Source organism: Nocardia sp. NPDC056064, assembly GCF_042266925.1.
GTDB lineage: Bacteria > Actinomycetota > Actinomycetes > Mycobacteriales > Mycobacteriaceae > Nocardia.
On sequence record NZ_JBHJWO010000001.1, the window covers coordinates 2,469,011 to 2,485,051 of the forward strand.

Consider the following 16,041-nt stretch of genomic DNA (forward strand, 5'->3'; position numbering starts at 1 on the left):
TTGACTCGACCCCGCAGACAGCGGCATCGCACTCCCCCGAAAAGCGATGTGGCGCTGTCGAGCCCGATCGAGAGGAAGCCGATGACCGCGATCGCCGCCACCGGCACAGCGACGGAAGCCCCGTCCTTCGACTATCAGCGCAAGGGCCGCTGGCTGACCCAGTGGAACCCCGACGACCCGGCGTTCTGGGAGGCGGGCGGCAAACAGACCGCCCGCAAGAACCTGTGGTTCTCGGTGTTCGCCGAGAATCTGGGCTTCAGCATCTGGGTGATCTGGGGTTCCATCGTCACCGCCATGGGCTCGGCCGGGTTCACCTTCCTGGCCGGGCTGGGCAAGGGCGATCCCACCGCGGTCGGCAACGCCCTGCTGCTCACCTCGGTGCCCACCCTGGTCGGTGCCGCCCTGCGCATCCCCTACACCTTCGCGGTGCCGAAATTCGGTGGGCGCGCGTTCACGGCATTCAGCGCGGCGATGCTGTTCTTCCCGGCGCTGGGCATCCTCTATTTCGTCAACCAGCCGGGCACGCCGCTGTGGGTGTTCCTCGTGCTGGCCTCGCTGGCCGGTGTCGGCGGCGGTAACTTCTCCTCGTCGATGGCCAATATCTCGTTCTTCTTCCCGGAGGGCAAGAAGGGCGCGGCGCTGGGCCTCAATGCCGCGGGCGGCAATCTCGGTGTCGCGCAGACCCAGCTGATCGTGCCGCTGCTGATCACCCTGGGCACCCACATCATGGCCAAGGACGCCGGCGGCTACCGCTTCGGCATCACCCTGGCCGTGCTGTTCTGGCTGCCGTTCATCGCGGTGGCGACGCTGGGCGCGCTGTACTTCATGGATTCGGTCGCCGAGGCCAAGTCCGACGGGCGGTCCTACAAGCTGGCCCTGACCAACCGGCACACCTGGGTGATGGCCTTCCTCTACATCGGCACCTTCGGTTCGTTCATCGGCTTCTCCTTCGCCTTCCCCACCCTGATCAAGGCGACCTTCCCCGAGCTGGCCTCGATCGGCTGGATCACCACCCTGGGCAACCTGGCCTTCCTGGGCGCGCTGGTGGGCTCGTTCAGCCGTCCGTTCGGTGGCTGGGTGGCCGACAAGGTCGGCGGCGGCGCCAAGATCACCGTCTACGTCTTCGGCGGGATGGCGGTCGCGGTGGCGTTCATCGTGCTCGCGGTCGAGCTGAAGAGCTTCCCGCTCTACCTGGCCGGGTTCCTGGCGCTGTTCGTGCTGGCGGGCATCGGCAACGGCTCGACCTACCGGATGATCCCGTCGATCTTCAACGCCACCGCCAAGAAGTACGCCGCCGAGCACGGGATGGACGCCGCCGAGGCGCTCATCTCGGCCAAGCGGCAGGCCGGTGCGGCGATCGGTGTCATCGGCGCGGTCGGCGCGGCGGGCGGCTTCGTCGTGCAGCAGGCGCTGCGGCTGTCGAATGTGCACCTGCACACCATGGTTCCCGCGTTCTGGGCCTACGCGGCGGTGTTCCTGGTGATGGCCGCGGTGACCTGGTGGTGCTACCTGCGCACCGGCTTCGCCACCGACCGGGTGCCGTCCCTGGCCTACGCGGGAGTCTGATCCCTGTTCCCCACACCGAAAGCCACGTCCGGAACCTCCTCTCCGGACGTGGCTTTCGGCTGTCACGACCAGTACCACACTGTGTGACAACGCTTTTCGCGCTGGTTTATGGCCTCACCACCGACGCTGCCCTTACCCTGGAGGTGGACGTTGCGTCGGGGCGGCAGAGGTGAGCGGATCGTTGGACATCTCGGACAGGGTGACCGAACCGGTGTTCCGGTCTGCCGTCGTCGACGACCTGCCCGCCATCGCCGCACTGGAATCCAGCGAATTCGAGCCACTCGCCTACCCGTACTTCGCGCTGCGCCAGCTGTTCGACGTGCACGGATCGCACTGGGTGGTGGCCGATCTGGGCGGCGTGGTGTGTGGCTACGCGCTCGTCGCGGTCGGGCCCGCCCGCAGCGCCTGGCTGATCGGGCTGGCCGTGGCGGCGCACTGCCGGGGGCGCGGCCTGGGGCGGCTGCTGCTCGACCGCGCGGTGGCGGGATGCCGGGCCGGTGCGGTGGACGCGGTGTTCATCACGGTGCGCCCGTCGAACGCGCCCGCGGCGAATCTGTACAAGGAATCGGGGTTCACCTGGGCCGGCTACGAGGACCAGTACTTCGGGGCGGGGGAACCCCGTGAACTGCTGGTGCACTGGCTCGCGCCCACCCCCGATCGCTGGCCGCCGGTGGACCGCTGGGATCCGCGCTGGCGCAAGGGCGGGCACGCGCCGCCGGGTGGCTAGCGCGCGAGGAGAACCGGGGGAAGAGCATGGAATACGCCGAACAGCGACAGCTCAGTGATTTCGTCGCCGCCAAGACCAACCTGATCCACCGCCACGCCGACGCCTTCGCCGCCGAGATCGCCGAGTTCCGGCGCGGTGACGGCGCGGCCGACGAACACGAACTGCTCGACGGTTTCAACCACCAGGTCGAGTCCATCCTGCTCAGCTACACCCCGCCCACGAGCCGTCGCGCCGGGGACAGCCTGGTCTTCGGCCACCTCTACGGCGCCGCCGACCCGGCCCGGCTGCGCACCGCGGGCGAGGACCTGCAACTGGTCACCACCCTGAGCGCGCTGTTCGCCGCCGAGGTGGAGACGCGCGGCCCGCTGCGCCTGAGCCGCACCCAGGACACCCTGCTCGCCGAGGTCTACGAGGAGATCGGCGAGCACCTGCTGCGTGCCCGGCTGCCCGCCCACGCGGCACTGGCCTTCCGCCAGGCCTATCGCCTGCACACCGTGACCGAGGACTTCCGCGGCCAGGACCGCTGCGGGCTGAGCCAGGCCAGGGCCCGCACCCTGGCCCATCCGACCCGGCGCGGCCGCGTGCTCGGCCGCACCTCGGATCTGCTGTGCGGCTACGGCTATCGCCCGTTCCGGCTGCTGGGCTGGATCGCCGCGCAGATCGCGCTGTTCACCCTCGCGGTGGTGGCCACCTCGCAGACCAGCGTCGGGATCGCTATGTATCTGGGGTTCATCAGCTTCCTGAATCCGCTGGGCTACCAGGATGTGGAGACCACGGGCACGCTGGCGCGGGTGATCCTCACCGTGGAGGCCTACACCGGCATCGTGTCGATCTCGGTGTTCTTCGCGCTGCTGGTGCGTCAGCTGTTCCGGCTGTGATCACCAGACGGTGCTCACCCGGTTCAGCGCGGCCAGGGTGGCCACCGCGAGCCGGTCGCGCAGCTGCCCGACCCTGGCGTGCCACTGCCTGCTGAACCCCGGATCGGCCTCGAGCACGTCCCACAGCCCGCGCAGCGGCGGCGGCGTGGACGAGCCCGGCATCCACAGGTAGACCAGGTGTTCGAGCAGTGGGCTGATCACCTGGTCCACCGGAGTGCGCGAGAGTTCGTACATCTCGGCCTCGTCGATCACCTCGGTGAGCACGGTCAGCAGCCAGTCGTGCAGGGCCAGGTCGTCGCAGAAGGCCGGGACCGCGGCCAGTTCGGCGAGGTCGCCGACGACGAAGTCGGCGGTGCGCAGTTCGCCGGGGTGCAGCGTCATCGTCATGGTGGCCGCGCTGCCCGCTTCCACCCGCGCCGCCCAGCGCAGCCGGGTGGTCGGGGTGTGCAGCGGCGGGTTCTGGTCGAGCATCGGGTTGCGCCGGACCCGGGTGGCCAGCCGCGCGGCGACCGCGCCGGGGTCGAAGGTGTCGGTGGCCGAATCCCGCACCGCGAGAAAGCCCGCGGTCAGTTCCGCGCCGAGACTCGCGGGCACCCGGGTGAGCACCTCGGCGACCCCGGGCCTGCCCAGATAGTGCACCCACTTCTGCCGCCGGTCCGAGGTCGCGGGCACCACCGTGCTGTGCGCCGAGCTCTGCATGATCCGCCCGCCGACCACCGAGGCCCGCGCGGCGACGGTGCCCACCGCCCTGACCCGGCGCTGATCCGGGGTGGCGAAGCGGCAGTCGATGCCCTCCACCACCACCGGCGACTGCGCCCAGATCACCGGACGTTCCCGCGAGCGCACCGGCCGCCCGTGCACCAGCGCCATCAGCTCGGCGGCCGAACCACGGCTCAGCGCGGCGGATTCGGGAAGCAGGGCGGTGCGTACCTCGCCGAGCACCGCCGACACCGGAGGGTGCGGTTCCATCGTTGCAGCGTACTGGCCGCTCACTCGGCGCAGAGGAAATAGTGCGCGAGCCGCTCGCTGATCCGGTCGGTCGGGGTGATCCGGTTCTCCTGCGCGCGCTGGGCGTAGACGGCGGTGACGCCGGCATCGATGTCGAGGTGGTCCAGGATCTGCTGCACCGAATGTTCGATGCCCAGATAGCGTTTCGGCAGCACCGACATCGACCGGAAGGCCGCGAAGGGCGCCGCGTCGTGCAGTTGCATGACCGAGGGCAGCAGCGCCCAGGTGTCGGGCCACTCCTGGGCGCGCCAGTCGCGGAAGTCCGCGGGCTCGGCGACCCGCCTGCCCTCGAAACGCACCATGCCCAGCCGCAGCAACTGCCAGACCGAGGCCAGGAACGGGCACGACCAGTACCGGTCCTCGCGGTCGGGTTCGCGCCGCCACATCTCCACGTCGAGGAAGATCGAGTGGTTGCGCCTGCTCAGTTCCTGCGGCGGTTCGTAGTCGCGCAGGTCCATGGCCTCGCGGCGTTCGTCGTCGCTGGAGCGGCGGCCGTTGGCCAGCCAGCCGAGTTCGCTGGTCGGCGGCCTGCGGCCGGTGTAGTCCTCGAGCGGTTCGGCGACCACCATGTCCGCGACCACCTGGGCGAGCTCGATCGCGCTGCCGCTGCCGTCGCGGCGCGGCACCGTCGCGCACCCGGATTCGCGGCCGAGATAGTCGATCCGGATGCCGCATTCCTCCGCTATCCCGAGGAAGCCGGGCAGGATCTCGCGCGGATCGGTGCCGCCGCGGAAGTAGTCGTCGACGAGGAAACAGGTGCTCACCCGCACCCGCGAGCGCCCGCCCGCGCGCTCGGCGAACTCGTCGCGGGCGATCTCGGTGAACGCGTTCACCAGGGGTGCGACCCGCTGGAACTGGGCGCGGATCGCGTCGGGCCGGTTGGCCAGCTCGTCCATCGAGAAGTGCCCGACCTCGAGCGAGACATGCGACATGGCCACCGATTCCACCCGGGTGGCCGCCGTCGCCTCCTGGAACAACGAGTCCATCAGCTCCGCCTGTCGATCGGTACCCAGGTGTCGGGGTCGACCAGTTTCCTGGCCAGCCCCTCGAAGGCGTCCACGGTCTCCCGGTTGGCGATCCCGGCGCTGACATCGGCGTCGAGGATGATCTGCTCACGCCACTGCAACACCGGCTCGACCGGGGTGTCCCCCAGCAGCGAGCCCTGACCGAGGCGGTATTCGGCGGCGAGCGAGCGCAGCGCGGCGTCCTGGCGCAGCAGCCAGGCGGCCTGCGGTCCGCTGGCCGCCGCGGACTGGTCCAGCAGCGAGGGCACCGCGGTGCGCACGAACCGGATGCGTTGCAGCAGTTCGTCCTCGGTGTAGAGCGGGCGACCGCCGAGGTCGGTGGTCGCGGTGCTCAGCAGGCCCTTGGGCCCGCGGACCAGACCGTGCGCGGCCACGATGTGCTGACGCGTCCAGCGGTGGAACAGCAGCCAGCACACCTGCTTGTCGGGCATGTACTTGGGCGCGGTGGCCTCGAGCGCGATCTGCATGGCCACCGAGCGACCCGAACTCAGGTCGACGATCACCACCTTGAACGCCGCGTCCAGTTCCAGCAGCAGGTCCACACAGCGGCGCACCACGGCCGGGTTGTTGGCCTCCATCGCCTCGCCGCCACCTTCGTCACCGGGCAGCAGCACCAGCTTGCCGCCGCGGGAACGCTGGCTGCGCAGCGCGTCGCGATCGGTGGCGGCGCGCACGTCCAGGCGCTGCGGATCGCTGATCTCGCCGCGCAGATACGCGTGCAGACCCCGGCCCTGGGTGGCGCCGCGCTCCACCGCGCTGATCTCGAACAGCGCGCCCGCGGTCGGCGAACCGAAGTCGAAATCCACGTAGGCGGTGCTCATCCCGCGCATCCCGAGGCGGTAGGCCAGGTTGCAGCTGGTGACCGACCGGCCGGTCCCGCCCTTGTCGGACGTGGCGAACACGATCATCGGTTCAGATACTCCTCATCGCATCGGAGCGCGCGAAGGCCAGGCGGTCCAGCTCGATCAGGGCCGCCGAGGCCAGCGTGAACGAGGTGCCCGGCTGGGTGTTGATCAGCGCGCGGGCCCGGCCGAGCTGCTGCTCGATCAGGTCCAGCGACAGGCGGTTGGCCGAGGAGTCGGAGATGCTCACCTCGAGCATCTCCTGATTGAGTAGATGCTCTGCCTCGTTGAGGATCTCGACGGCGCGGTTGACCATGGCGGTCGAGCGCAGCGGGGTCTCGCGGAAGGTGCGGTCGGCGGCCACCAGGCACTCCACCATCCGCTCGGTGAGGTACCAGGAGGGCCGGTCGCGGTGGGTGCCGCCGAAGATCACCGCCGGATCGTCCCAGAGCCCGCGCGCCTCGCCCTCGGCGATCACCCGGCGGTCCAGGTGGTCCATCACGGTCTTGGCCAGTTCCATCAGCTGGTCGCGCGCGGCGATGTTGCCGGAGAGCTGGGCGGCCTGCAACGCGCGCTTGAGCAGTACGGTGGCGAAGTCGGAGACGATCCATTCCAGTTGCGGCCCACCGCCGTCGACCTTCTCGGTGCCGCGCAGCACCATCCGCACGCCGGGGTCGTGCAGGGCCACCGCCGGGTCGGCCTTGGTGGGCCTGCTCTTGATCCGGCCGCGCCGCGACAGCTCGTCGAAGATGGCGACCGCGCGGGTGAGGTCGTCGTCGGAGGCGGTGCGGGCGATGAGTTCCTGGATGAGCACTGCCGACACGATCAGCGAGAAGTAGTCGGATTCCTCGCCGTCGGAGGTGCGCCACGGGATGTCCTCGAGCGGCCAGCGCCCGGAACCGAAGCGCGCCACCGTGGACCAGTAGCGCTGGGTGAGGTCCCAGCGCAGGCGCAGGGCGTCGGCCAGGCGCTGCTGTTCGGGATTGAGCAGGTCGAGTTCTCTGGTGCGCTGGGACAGGATGTCGTTGATGCCGTCGAGGGCCACGACCGTGAAGTACAGGTAGGGCCGCGGGTCGGCGATGCCGGTGACCTGGGCGACCTCGCGGTCCTCGAAGGCCACCGGGTCGGCGTCCTGCACCACGCCCCAGCTCCAGCCGCATTCGAAGAGCTGATCGTCGTCGGCGAAGTCGGTATGCGGCGTGCGGCCCAGCTTCACGTCGGTGCGCAGGCGCGAACGCACCCGGTCCAGGCTGACCCGCGCCGCCTCCACGACAGTGCGTTCCGGCGCCCCGGACTGGTTGAGCATGGCGAGCATGGCCCGCCCCGACGACGATCGCACCGAGACGGTGTTGACGACGAAACTGCGGATCAGGCCGGTCATCGCGAGGGTCAGCCGGTCGGACAGTCCCGCGCCGAGCACCTCGATGCGGTCGTTGATGTCGGTGCGGCGCTCGGTGTCGGCCCAGCGGTCGAAGACGCGCGCGAAACCGAGCCCGGCCAGGCACAGGGTCACCGCCATCGAATAGCTGTCCACCACTTCGATGGCCAGCTGCTGCTCGGTGGGCCGCTCGCCGCCCGCGGGGCGCAGGTAGCTGCCCGCGTCGAAGCGCGGGGTGCCGTCGGCGTCGGTGTTGCGGCGCAGGTATTCCTCGAGCAGGCCGATCATGGTGATGCCGATGCGGGCCGGGCCGCCGAAGGCGCCGAGCACCTCACGCACGTCGTCGGACATGGATTCCGGCCGGTCCAGCGAGAAGCTCTCGATCTCGGTGGCCGGATAGAGCAGGCACAGCAGCTGTTCGGAATCGCTGATCGAGTTCGCGTCCAGGACGCCGTCCCAGTGCCAGGTGCCGTCCCGGTAGCAGGCCGAGAGCATGGCGCTCCAAATGTCCAGAATCTGTTGTCTGGGCTGGATTCTCACCCGCAGCAATCCTCACCGCTCGTGACGGGCCGCGCGGGTCCCCCGGTCCAGCGCAGGACACATGGCGGCGATGCTCGATGAAGATAGCACGCGCGGGCCCAGGAAACGTTGGGTCTCAACGGTTTTGAAACAACATCAGACCCATCGGTCACGATGCGCGCATTTCGCCCTTACAGCGCCAAACGGACCATGTCGGCGGTGCGGGCCAGGCCCGGGAACGCCTCCGGGGTGGAGCGCGGGTGCAGCGCGTGCACCGCGAGCCGGAACATCAACGCGCGCAACAGCATCTGTGGCCATTCCGGCAGCGTCGACCAGCGGTCGAGCAGGCCGTCGTCCCCGCCGCCCCAGGCCAGCGCGTCGACCACCACCACACCCGCGGCCCAGGCGGCCGGGCGCCAGTACGGGGTGATGTCGGTGAGGCCGGGGGTGTGCGCCCCGGCGAACAGGACCGTGCCGAACAGATCACCGTGCACGAGCTGGTTCGGGGTGCGGATCGGCTTGCGCAGGGTCGCCAGCTGCCCGATGAGCTCGAGGCTGCGCTGCCCGTCGGGAGTGGCCGCGATCGGCACGCCCCCCGCGCGCAGGCTGCGCAGCGGAACCGTCTCCCAGGCGGCCCGGTCGGCGGCGACGAACACGTCCACGTCGACCCACGGCGCGACCGGCGGCTGCACCAGGAACCGGGGCCGGTCCAGCTCGGAGGTGGCCTTGTGCAGGCGCAGCGACACCGAGACGACCTCGTCGTGGCGCGGCTCGGGCGCCCCGTCGACATGGGTGTCGGCGCGCCAGCCCGACACCACGTACCGGCCGTCGGTGGCCCGCACCGGGCGCGCCACCCGCAGACCGTCGACCGCGAGCGTCTCGCGGACCTTCGCCGACCACGCGGCCCGCGCGTGATCGGCCACCGGACTCAGCACCACGTCACCGAATCGCCAGCCACCGTCCCAGTCACCGAGCGGGACCGGTGTCACTTCGCGAAGTCCGAATGTGGCGCGCACATGATCGGGGGGTTCGACTGAGGTCACGGCCGTACCGTAACCCCGGGTTCGCCCCGCGAGCCCTAAGCCACGCTGGCCCTGACCACTTTGCGACCTCGCCGCAACCAGCGGCGAGGTCGTGCGGTGGATCAGTAGACCGGCAGCGAGGGATCGACCTGTTTGGCCCAGGCCACGACCCCGCCCTGCAAATGCGTGGCATCGGCGAACCCGGCGCGCTTGAGCGCCGCCAGCGCCTCGGCCGAACGGATACCGGTCTTGCAGTGCAGCACGATCGGCTTGTGCTGGGGCAGCTCCGAGAGCGCCTCCCCGGAGAGGATGCGGTCCTTGGGGATCAGCGTCGCGCCCTCGATGTGCACGATGTCCCACTCGACCGGCTCGCGCACGTCGATCAGCTGCACCTTGTCGGCGTCGAGCAGATCCTTCAGCTCGGCGGCGGTGATCGTCGAGCCGGCCGCGGCGGCCATGCCCTCCTCGGAGACCACACCGCAGAACGCCTCGTAGTCGATCAGTTCGGTGATCGGCTGACGTTCCGGATCGCGGCGCAGCTTGATCGTGCGGTAGTTCATGTCCAGCGCGTCGTAGACCATCAGACGGCCCAGCAGCGTCTCGCCGATCCCGGTGATCAATTTGATCGCCTCGGTCACCATGATCGAGCCGATCGAGGCGCACAGCACGCCCAGCACGCCGCCCTCGGCGCAGGAGGGGACCATGCCCGGCGGCGGGGCCTCCGGGTACAGGTCGCGGTAGTTGATGCCGCGGCCGTCGGGGGCGTCCTCCCAGAACACCGAGACCTGACCCTCGAAGCGGTAGATCGAACCCCACACGTACGGCTTGCCCGCCAGCACGGCGGCGTCGTTGACCAGGTAGCGGGTCGCGAAATTGTCGGTGCCGTCGACGATGAGGTCGTACTGGCGGAACAACTCGACCGCGTTGTCCGGCTCGAGGCGGATCTTGTGCAGCTCGACGGTGATCCCCGAGTTGATCTCCAGGATCGAGTCGCGGGCGCTGTCGGCCTTGGAACGGCCGATATCGGATTCGCCGTGGATGACCTGACGCTGCAGATTGGACATGTCGACCTCGTCGAACTCGACGATGCCCAGGGTGCCGACTCCGGCCGCGGCCAGGTACAGCAGCGCCGGGGAGCCGAGCCCGCCCGCGCCGATCACCAGCACCTTCGCGTTCTTGAGCCGCTTCTGCCCGTCCACACCCAGATCCGGGATGATCAGGTGGCGGCTGTAGCGGGCGACCTCGTCCTTGGTCAGCTCCGCGGCCGGTTCGACCAGCGGCGGGAGAGACCCGTTGATAGACACGTCACGTGCTCCTGTGTTGATGTGCGACTGAAGGGCTGGCAGTGGTGACAACGTCACCGGGTGCGCGGTTCTTCCCCACCATGGTGACGTATCGGCGCGGGTGTCAGCCTCGCGGGTACGGCCAGGGGTTGAAGCGGCAGGTCTTGCCGTCGGCGGGGACCACGCCGTGCGGGTCGAGCAAGGCGATGTCGTTGTTCCTGGTGCCGAAGGTCTGCTGCATCATGATCGGCGCCAGCCCACCGTCGGTCTCACACGGCTGGTGGCCGTGGTAGCCGATGGCGTGGCCGACCTCGTGGTTGATCTGGTACTGCCGGTAGGAGCCGATGTCGCCGTCGAAGGCCAGCGCGCCGCGCACCCAGCGCACCTCCGAGAGCACCACGCGGTCCAGGTCGGCGTTGTAGCAGGAGGAGTCGATCGGGATCTCGAAGCCGCAGGAGGCGCGGGTGGTGTCGCGGGAGGTCAGCGAGAGCCGGAAATCGGGTTCGCCGGTATCGATGCGCTGGAAGCCGAATTTGGTGTCGTGGGTCCAGCTCTTGGGATTGGCCAGGGTCGTCTCGACCATCTTGGCGACCGCGGCGTCACCGCCGAACGGGCCGGTGTCGATGCCGTCCTCGACCTCGACGGTGTAGCGGAAGACCCGCTCGGTGCCGACACCGACCTGCGGGCTGGTGCCGGGCACGATGTGCCAGGTGCCCGCCGCGCGCTCGACGTAGTCGCCGCCGTCGGGCAGCGCGCCCAGCGGCAGATCCGCGGGGAACTTCCCGTCACCGGGCGGGGCGCCGATGATGCCGGACTGGGCTGTCTTCGGGCTCAGCGCGCCGAAGCCGGGGTCGGCGGGGGCGGGCATGGGCACCGCGCGCACGGCGTCGACGACCACCAGCACGGTCACCGCAAGCAGCACCGGCAGCGCGTAGGCGCGCCAGCCGTAGGTGGAGACGAACCGGCCGATCGCGCTCTGCTTCTTGGCGTCGCGTTGCGGGCTGCGCGGTCGCCCGTTGTCGGGCTGGGTGGGGTCCCAGCGGGCCCGCAGCGGCTGGCGGGATCGGTCGGCGGGCTGATACAGCCCCAGCGGGTCGTAGACCTGCAGTTCCCGCCCCTCTGACGCCGACGTCTCGGAACCGGACTCGGTGGATTGCGGGGGGCGAGCGACATCGCGCCCGCCGCCGGACGGTTGTTCCGGTCGGTCGGTCACCCCACCAGATTCTCACAGTCCGCAACCCGGCCCGTCGGGCGGCCGGACCGGATCGCGCGGTTACGGCCCGGCGAACCGCGTGGCCTGGTACTACATTTCCAGGGCGAAACTCCGTGGGAACACCGGGCGAGTATCGTTCGTGGGAAACCTGGACCGCACACCCTCGGCCCGGGGGCAACGACAAAGAGAGCCGAGATGACTGACCTCGTGGACCGCATGACCTCGCGCCGATCGGTGCCGGAGACGGTCCCGTCCAAGCGCGGCACCCGTATGCCCAGGGACGAACGGCGTCAGCAGCTGCTGCTGGCGGCCAGCGAGGTCTTCGTGCAGCGGGGCTACCACGCCGCGGGCATGGACGAGATCTCCCAGGTGGCCGGCGTCAGCAAGCCGGTGCTCTACCAGCACTTCGCCAGCAAGCTGGAGCTGTATCTGGCGGTACTGCAGAACTATGTCGACATCCTGGTGTCGAGCGTGCGTCAGGCGCTGCGCTCCACCACCGACAACAAGCAGCGCGTGCGGGCCGCGGTCGCCGCGTACTTCGACTTCGTGGACAACGAGATGCAGGGTTTCCGCCTGGTCTTCGAGTCCGACCTCACCTCCGAGCCGCAGGTGCAGCGCCGCGTCGAGCAGGCCACCGAGGCGTGCGTGGACGCGGTCTTCGACCTGGTCGCCCACGACTCCGGCCTGGACCCGTACCGCGCCCGCATCCTGGCCGTCGGCCTGGTGGGCGCCAGCCAGTTCACCGCCCGCTACTGGCTCGAGGCCGACCGCCCGATCCCCAAGGACGAGGCCGTCGACACCACCGTCGCACTGGCCTGGGGCGGCCTCAAGCACGTCCCGCTGCATCCGATCGGCCAGTAACCCGCGAACACGCGAAAAGCCCCGCACCGTTTCCGGTGCGGGGCTTTTCGGTGGAACGGCTAGACCGTGGCGAAGCCGACGCGGGGGGCGGCGGGCGAGCCGATCTCCACGTAGGCGACCTTCGCGGACTGGATCAGGAACTTGCGGCCCTTCTCGTCGGTGAGCGAGACGACGCCGCTCCCGCCGCCCAGCGCCTCGGACACCAGCGCCTCGATCTCTTCAGGGCTCTGCGCGCTGTTGATGACGAGCTCGCGCGGGCTATCCGAAATACCGATCTTGACCTCCACGGCCAACCTCCGAACGTAAGAGTCCTGTGTTGTCGGGTTCCAGGCTAATGCAGGGACGCCGGGCCGGTGACACGCCTATCTGCGCTGTGAGCGAACGGCTCAGGCGGGTTCGACCAGTTCGATCTCCAGCTCGATGGCCACCTTGTCGGCGAGCATGCCCGGCATCGGCCCGCCCACTCCGAACTCGGTGCGCTTGATGGTGCCGGTGGCCGAGAAGCCCGCGTGCCGGGTGCCGTCGGGGAAGTCGGCGATGCCGCCCCACTCGACGTCGAAGGTGAGCGGTCGGGTGACGGTGCCGAGGGTGGCCTCGCCGACGACGGTGAAGGTCTCCCCGATGGTCACCGGCTGGGTGGAGCGGAAGCTCAGGGTGGGCCGGTTGGCGACGTCGAGGAAGTCGGCATTGCGCACGTGGGCGTCACGGTCGGGGTTGCCGGTGTCGAAGGAGTCCAGCTCGATGGTGGCCGACAGGCTCGCCGTGCCGGTCTCGTCGACGACGAACTCGGTGGCGAAGCGGGTGAAGCCGCCGCGGACCTTGGCGATACCGAGGTGCCGGATGGTGAAGGCGACCGAGGAGTGGTGGGCGTCCAGCGCCCAGGAACCGGCCTTGAGCTGCTGGGTCTGTGTCGAGGAAGTCATGCACCCAGCCTGAACGGACCACGGTCCGCTAACCAGACCGCCGTTATCCTGGACCCGACAGGGCGTGGCTAGGCGTCCCCGCGGCGGGGACCATCGAGACATGGCAGGCACAGACATGACCGAGCAGCAGGGCCGTCCGGCCTTCGCCGAGTTGCTGGTGGCCCGGCGCGGCGAACTGCGTCCCGAGGACGTCGGCCTGCCCGCGGGCGGGCGCCGCCGCACCCCGGGCCTGCGCCGCGAGGAAGTCGCCGTGCTCGCCGGGGTCAGCGCCGATTACCTGGCCCGGCTCGAACAGGGCCGCGACACGAATCCGTCGATGGCCGTGGTCGACGCGCTGGCCACCGCGCTGCGCTTCAACGAGACCGAACGCGCCCGCTTCAGCTGGCTGGCACTGACCACCGGCAGCGAGTCGCGCTGCCCGAGTACCGCGTTCGATCCGAGCCTGGATCAGGTGCCCGCCGCGCTGCGCGCCGTCGTCGACGCGCTCGCCCCCGCACCGGCGTTCGTCCTGGGCCCGCGTGCGGCCGTGCTCGCCTGGAACAGCGCGTGGGCCGAGCTGGCGGCCCCGCTGGGCCTGCTCGACGGCCCCGAGGAGGTCAATCTGGCGCTGTGGACCTTCCGGCATCCGCTGGCACGCACCGCCGTCACCGACTGGGCCCAGTTCGCCGACCTGCAGGCCGACCAGCTCGCGCACACCCGGCTGCGCCGCCCCGAGGACGAACGCGTCGCGGCGGTCATCGAAACCCTGTGCGCCGAACCGGAATTCGCCCGCCGCTGGCAACCGCACCGGCTGGCCGAGGACACTCCGAGCCTGCTCGGCTTCGAACATCCCACCCTGGGCGCGCTCACCTTCACCGTGCAGACCCTGGCCGCCGAGCGCGATCAGGAAGTGGTGATCTGGCTGCCGCGCACCGCCGCGGCCCGCACCCCCGACCTCCGCCTAGTCCCCACCCGCTCGGCTGACAACGATCGCGTGATCTCGCGCGAACATGGGTAACTCGCCGGGCACGAGGCGCGAGAGCTACAGTCCGAGTTCTGCCATCCGGGCGGCGTGCCGCTCCTGCATGCGGTCGAACAGCGTGGCGATGCCGTTGAGGTCGCCGGTGGCGGCCAGCACCAGTTCGGCGAGCTCGTCGCGCTGGGCCATCACGTACTGCGCCTGGGTGATCGCCTCGCCGAGCAGCCTGCGACCCCACAGGGTCAGGCGGTCGCGCTCGGAGCGGCTGGCGGCCACGGCGCTGCGCACCTCGTCGACGACGAACTGGGAATGCCCGGTCTCGGCCAGCACGTCGCGGACCACCTCGGCGACCTCGGCGGGCAGCGCGCCGGCGATCTCGGTGTAGAAATCGGCGGCCAGACCGTCGCCGACGTAGAACTTCACCATCGACTCGAGCCAGGTCGAGGGGTCGGTGGAGGCGTGGTAGGAGTCCAGCGCGCCCTCGTACTGGCGCATCGCGGCCTCCGGATCGGCACCGCGGTCGCTCAGCGCGGCCTCGAGCGTCTCGAAGTGCGCGAGCTCGGCGGCGGCCATCTTGGCCACGGCCACCCGGCCACGCAGGCTCGGTGCGAGCTTGGCCTCCTCGGCGAGGCGGTAGAACGCGGAGATCTCACCGTAGGCGAGGACCGCGAACAGCTCGGTCACCCCCTGGTGGTCCGCGGCGAGCGGTTCGGTCGAGGCAACATCCGGCGCGGCAGAGGTCTGGGCTCCCATGCGCTTCACCTTAGTCCCGATCGGGGCTCACTCGCGTTCGGCCAGGAACTTGTCCAGGTGCGCCCAGGTGGTCTCGCGCGCGTCGGGACCGGTGAGGATGCCCAGGTGGCTGCCGGGGCAGACCTCGTAGGTCACCGACGGCGAGCCGCTGAGCGTGCGCAGCCCGGCCTCCACGGCGGCCTTGGGGGTGATCACGTCGGCGGTGCCGCCGATCAGCAGCACCGGCACGCGCACCTGCGACAGCTCCACGGTGCGGTCGCGCAGCTCGAGCTTGCCGTTGCCGATGTCGTTGGCCAGCATCATCCGGCCCCACAGCTGGTTGTAGAAGCGGCCGGGGTAGCCGGGCATCGACGACTGGAACCGGTCGATGGATTCCATCTTGGCCAGCGTCTCGGTCCTGGTGATGTTGTTCGCGATGAACATCGGCCGCTGCAACTCGCGTTCGAAGGCGGCCAGCCGGTAGCCGATCCGGGTGAGCGGGGCCGGGATGCCGCCCGCGGCCCGCACGAAGGCGGTGGTGGCCTTGCCGCCGGTCAGGTTCGCGACCGCGCGCAGCTGCGGGATGCCCAGCATCTTGTCGTAGTCCAGCGGGGCGCCGACGGCGGTGATCGAGCGGATCGGCAGCGCGGTGTTCGCGGCGGCGGTGAGCAGCGAGAACATGCCGCCCACCGACCAGCCGATCAGGTCCACGGGCGCGCCGCCGCGATCGGCGCTGGTGCGCAGGATCGCCTCGGGCAGGATGTCGAGAATCCAGTCCTCGAAGCCCATGCGGCGGTCGGCGAAGCTGATGTCGCCGTAGTCGACCAGGTACGGCGCGCGCCCGGTCTCCACCAGGTAGCGGGCCAGGCTCTGGTCGCGGCGCAGATCGAAACAGGTAGCCGGGGCGGCCAGCGGAGGTACCAGCAGAACAGCGGAATCGCTTGCGGCGGACTGGAATTCGGTGTCGTAACGACGCAGCAGGCGATGCGGCTCGTCCCACAGCACGGTCGAGGGCGCCGGGTCGACGGGCTCGATGCCGGAGCCGAAGCTCAGCGCCCACGCGTTGCGGGCGGCCGTGGTGACGGTGTCGGTGATACTCACAGCTA

General features: G+C 70.0%; 16 protein-coding genes. 5 read left to right on the forward strand and 11 right to left on the reverse strand.

Features of this window, described 5'->3' with window-relative positions:
• Positions 1-81 precede the first annotated feature (81 nt).
• The 3 genes from ACFC06_RS11255 (at position 82) to ACFC06_RS11265 (ending at position 3,171) form a co-directional block, all read left to right on the forward strand.
• Entirely contained in the window at positions 82-1,566 is a 1,485-nt protein-coding gene (locus tag ACFC06_RS11255; RefSeq protein ID WP_375929636.1) for an MFS transporter, read from the forward strand.
• Between the two features lie 169 nt (positions 1,567-1,735).
• Entirely contained in the window at positions 1,736-2,293 is a 558-nt protein-coding gene (locus ACFC06_RS11260; protein ID WP_375929637.1) for a GNAT family N-acetyltransferase, read from the forward strand.
• Between the two features lie 26 nt (positions 2,294-2,319).
• Positions 2,320-3,171, forward strand: coding sequence for a hypothetical protein (locus tag ACFC06_RS11265; RefSeq protein ID WP_375929638.1), 852 nt, complete (start codon positions 2,320-2,322; stop codon positions 3,169-3,171).
• Here ACFC06_RS11265 and ACFC06_RS11270 read toward each other — a convergent pair whose 3' ends face one another.
• The 7 genes from ACFC06_RS11270 to ACFC06_RS11300 all read right to left on the reverse strand — a co-directional run bounded on the left by ACFC06_RS11270 (position 3,172) and on the right by ACFC06_RS11300 (position 11,461).
• Entirely contained in the window at positions 3,172-4,140 is a 969-nt protein-coding gene (locus ACFC06_RS11270) for an SCO2521 family protein (protein ID WP_375929639.1), read from the reverse strand.
• A 20-nt stretch (positions 4,141-4,160) separates the two neighbouring features.
• Positions 4,161-5,165, reverse strand: coding sequence for an SCO2522 family protein (locus tag ACFC06_RS11275; RefSeq protein WP_375929640.1), 1,005 nt, complete (start codon positions 5,163-5,165; stop codon positions 4,161-4,163).
• A complete protein-coding gene (locus ACFC06_RS11280) occupies positions 5,165-6,112 on the reverse strand; it encodes an SCO2523 family variant P-loop protein (RefSeq protein ID WP_375929641.1) in 948 nt (315 codons plus the stop codon). The genes ACFC06_RS11275 and ACFC06_RS11280 overlap by 1 nt, the downstream gene beginning before the upstream one ends.
• A gap of 4 nt (positions 6,113-6,116) precedes the next feature.
• Positions 6,117-7,964 (reverse strand): SCO2524 family protein, encoded by a 1,848-nt coding sequence (locus ACFC06_RS11285; protein ID WP_375929642.1) that lies wholly within the window; start codon positions 7,962-7,964, stop codon positions 6,117-6,119.
• A 170-nt stretch (positions 7,965-8,134) separates the two neighbouring features.
• Positions 8,135-8,986 (reverse strand): TIGR02569 family protein, encoded by an 852-nt coding sequence (locus ACFC06_RS11290; RefSeq protein ID WP_375929643.1) that lies wholly within the window; start codon positions 8,984-8,986, stop codon positions 8,135-8,137.
• A 101-nt stretch (positions 8,987-9,087) separates the two neighbouring features.
• Positions 9,088-10,269, reverse strand: a complete 1,182-nt coding sequence (moeZ, locus tag ACFC06_RS11295; RefSeq protein WP_375929644.1) for an adenylyltransferase/sulfurtransferase MoeZ — start codon at positions 10,267-10,269, stop codon at positions 9,088-9,090.
• 103 nt (positions 10,270-10,372) lie between these two features.
• A complete protein-coding gene (locus ACFC06_RS11300) occupies positions 10,373-11,461 on the reverse strand; it encodes a DUF3152 domain-containing protein (protein WP_375929645.1) in 1,089 nt (362 codons plus the stop codon).
• A 195-nt stretch (positions 11,462-11,656) separates the two neighbouring features.
• Between ACFC06_RS11300 and ACFC06_RS11305 the strand changes: the two genes are divergently transcribed.
• Positions 11,657-12,322: a TetR/AcrR family transcriptional regulator gene (locus tag ACFC06_RS11305; RefSeq protein ID WP_336080919.1), complete on the forward strand. Its 666-nt coding sequence runs from the start codon at positions 11,657-11,659 to the stop codon at positions 12,320-12,322.
• Positions 12,323-12,381: 59 nt separating this feature from the next.
• Here the strand turns inward: ACFC06_RS11305 and ACFC06_RS11310 are convergent, their stop codons facing one another.
• Together ACFC06_RS11310 and ACFC06_RS11315 are read right to left on the reverse strand one after the other, a co-directional pair.
• Positions 12,382-12,609 (reverse strand): DUF3107 domain-containing protein, encoded by a 228-nt coding sequence (locus ACFC06_RS11310; protein ID WP_375929646.1) that lies wholly within the window; start codon positions 12,607-12,609, stop codon positions 12,382-12,384.
• 99 nt (positions 12,610-12,708) lie between these two features.
• Positions 12,709-13,245 carry a YceI family protein gene (locus ACFC06_RS11315; RefSeq protein ID WP_375929647.1) on the reverse strand — a complete coding sequence of 179 codons (537 nt, stop codon included), beginning with the start codon at positions 13,243-13,245 and terminating at the stop codon, positions 12,709-12,711.
• Positions 13,246-13,345: 100 nt separating this feature from the next.
• On the opposite strand from ACFC06_RS11315, the gene ACFC06_RS11320 reads away from it, so the two are divergent.
• The gene (locus ACFC06_RS11320) at positions 13,346-14,242 is read left to right on the forward strand and encodes a helix-turn-helix transcriptional regulator (RefSeq protein ID WP_375929648.1); all 897 of its coding nucleotides are present in this window, start codon (positions 13,346-13,348) and stop codon (positions 14,240-14,242) included.
• A gap of 24 nt (positions 14,243-14,266) precedes the next feature.
• Here ACFC06_RS11320 and ACFC06_RS11325 read toward each other — a convergent pair whose 3' ends face one another.
• Positions 14,267-14,956 carry a ferritin-like fold-containing protein gene (locus ACFC06_RS11325; protein WP_375929649.1) on the reverse strand — a complete coding sequence of 230 codons (690 nt, stop codon included), beginning with the start codon at positions 14,954-14,956 and terminating at the stop codon, positions 14,267-14,269.
• A gap of 27 nt (positions 14,957-14,983) precedes the next feature.
• Positions 14,984-16,036: an alpha/beta fold hydrolase gene (locus ACFC06_RS11330; RefSeq protein WP_375929650.1), complete on the reverse strand. Its 1,053-nt coding sequence runs from the start codon at positions 16,034-16,036 to the stop codon at positions 14,984-14,986.
• Between the last annotated feature and the right edge of the window lie 5 nt (positions 16,037-16,041).

Bases quoted from the DNA above. Each gene is read 5' to 3' on its own strand.
- ACFC06_RS11265 (WP_375929638.1), top strand. From the start codon at position 2,320: ATGGAATACGCCGAACAGCGACAGCTCAGTGATTTCGTCGCCGCCAAG.
- ACFC06_RS11315 (WP_375929647.1), bottom strand. From the start codon at position 13,245: ATGACTTCCTCGACACAGACCCAGCAGCTCAAGGCCGGTTCCTGGGCG.
- ACFC06_RS11320 (WP_375929648.1), top strand. From the start codon at position 13,346: ATGGCAGGCACAGACATGACCGAGCAGCAGGGCCGTCCGGCCTTCGCC.
- ACFC06_RS11280 (WP_375929641.1), bottom strand. From the start codon at position 6,112: ATGATCGTGTTCGCCACGTCCGACAAGGGCGGGACCGGCCGGTCGGTC.
- ACFC06_RS11325 (WP_375929649.1), bottom strand. From the start codon at position 14,956: ATGGGAGCCCAGACCTCTGCCGCGCCGGATGTTGCCTCGACCGAACCG.
- ACFC06_RS11255 (WP_375929636.1), top strand. From the start codon at position 82: ATGACCGCGATCGCCGCCACCGGCACAGCGACGGAAGCCCCGTCCTTC.
- ACFC06_RS11275 (WP_375929640.1), bottom strand. From the start codon at position 5,165: ATGGACTCGTTGTTCCAGGAGGCGACGGCGGCCACCCGGGTGGAATCG.
- ACFC06_RS11270 (WP_375929639.1), bottom strand. From the start codon at position 4,140: ATGGAACCGCACCCTCCGGTGTCGGCGGTGCTCGGCGAGGTACGCACC.
- ACFC06_RS11305 (WP_336080919.1), top strand. From the start codon at position 11,657: ATGACTGACCTCGTGGACCGCATGACCTCGCGCCGATCGGTGCCGGAG.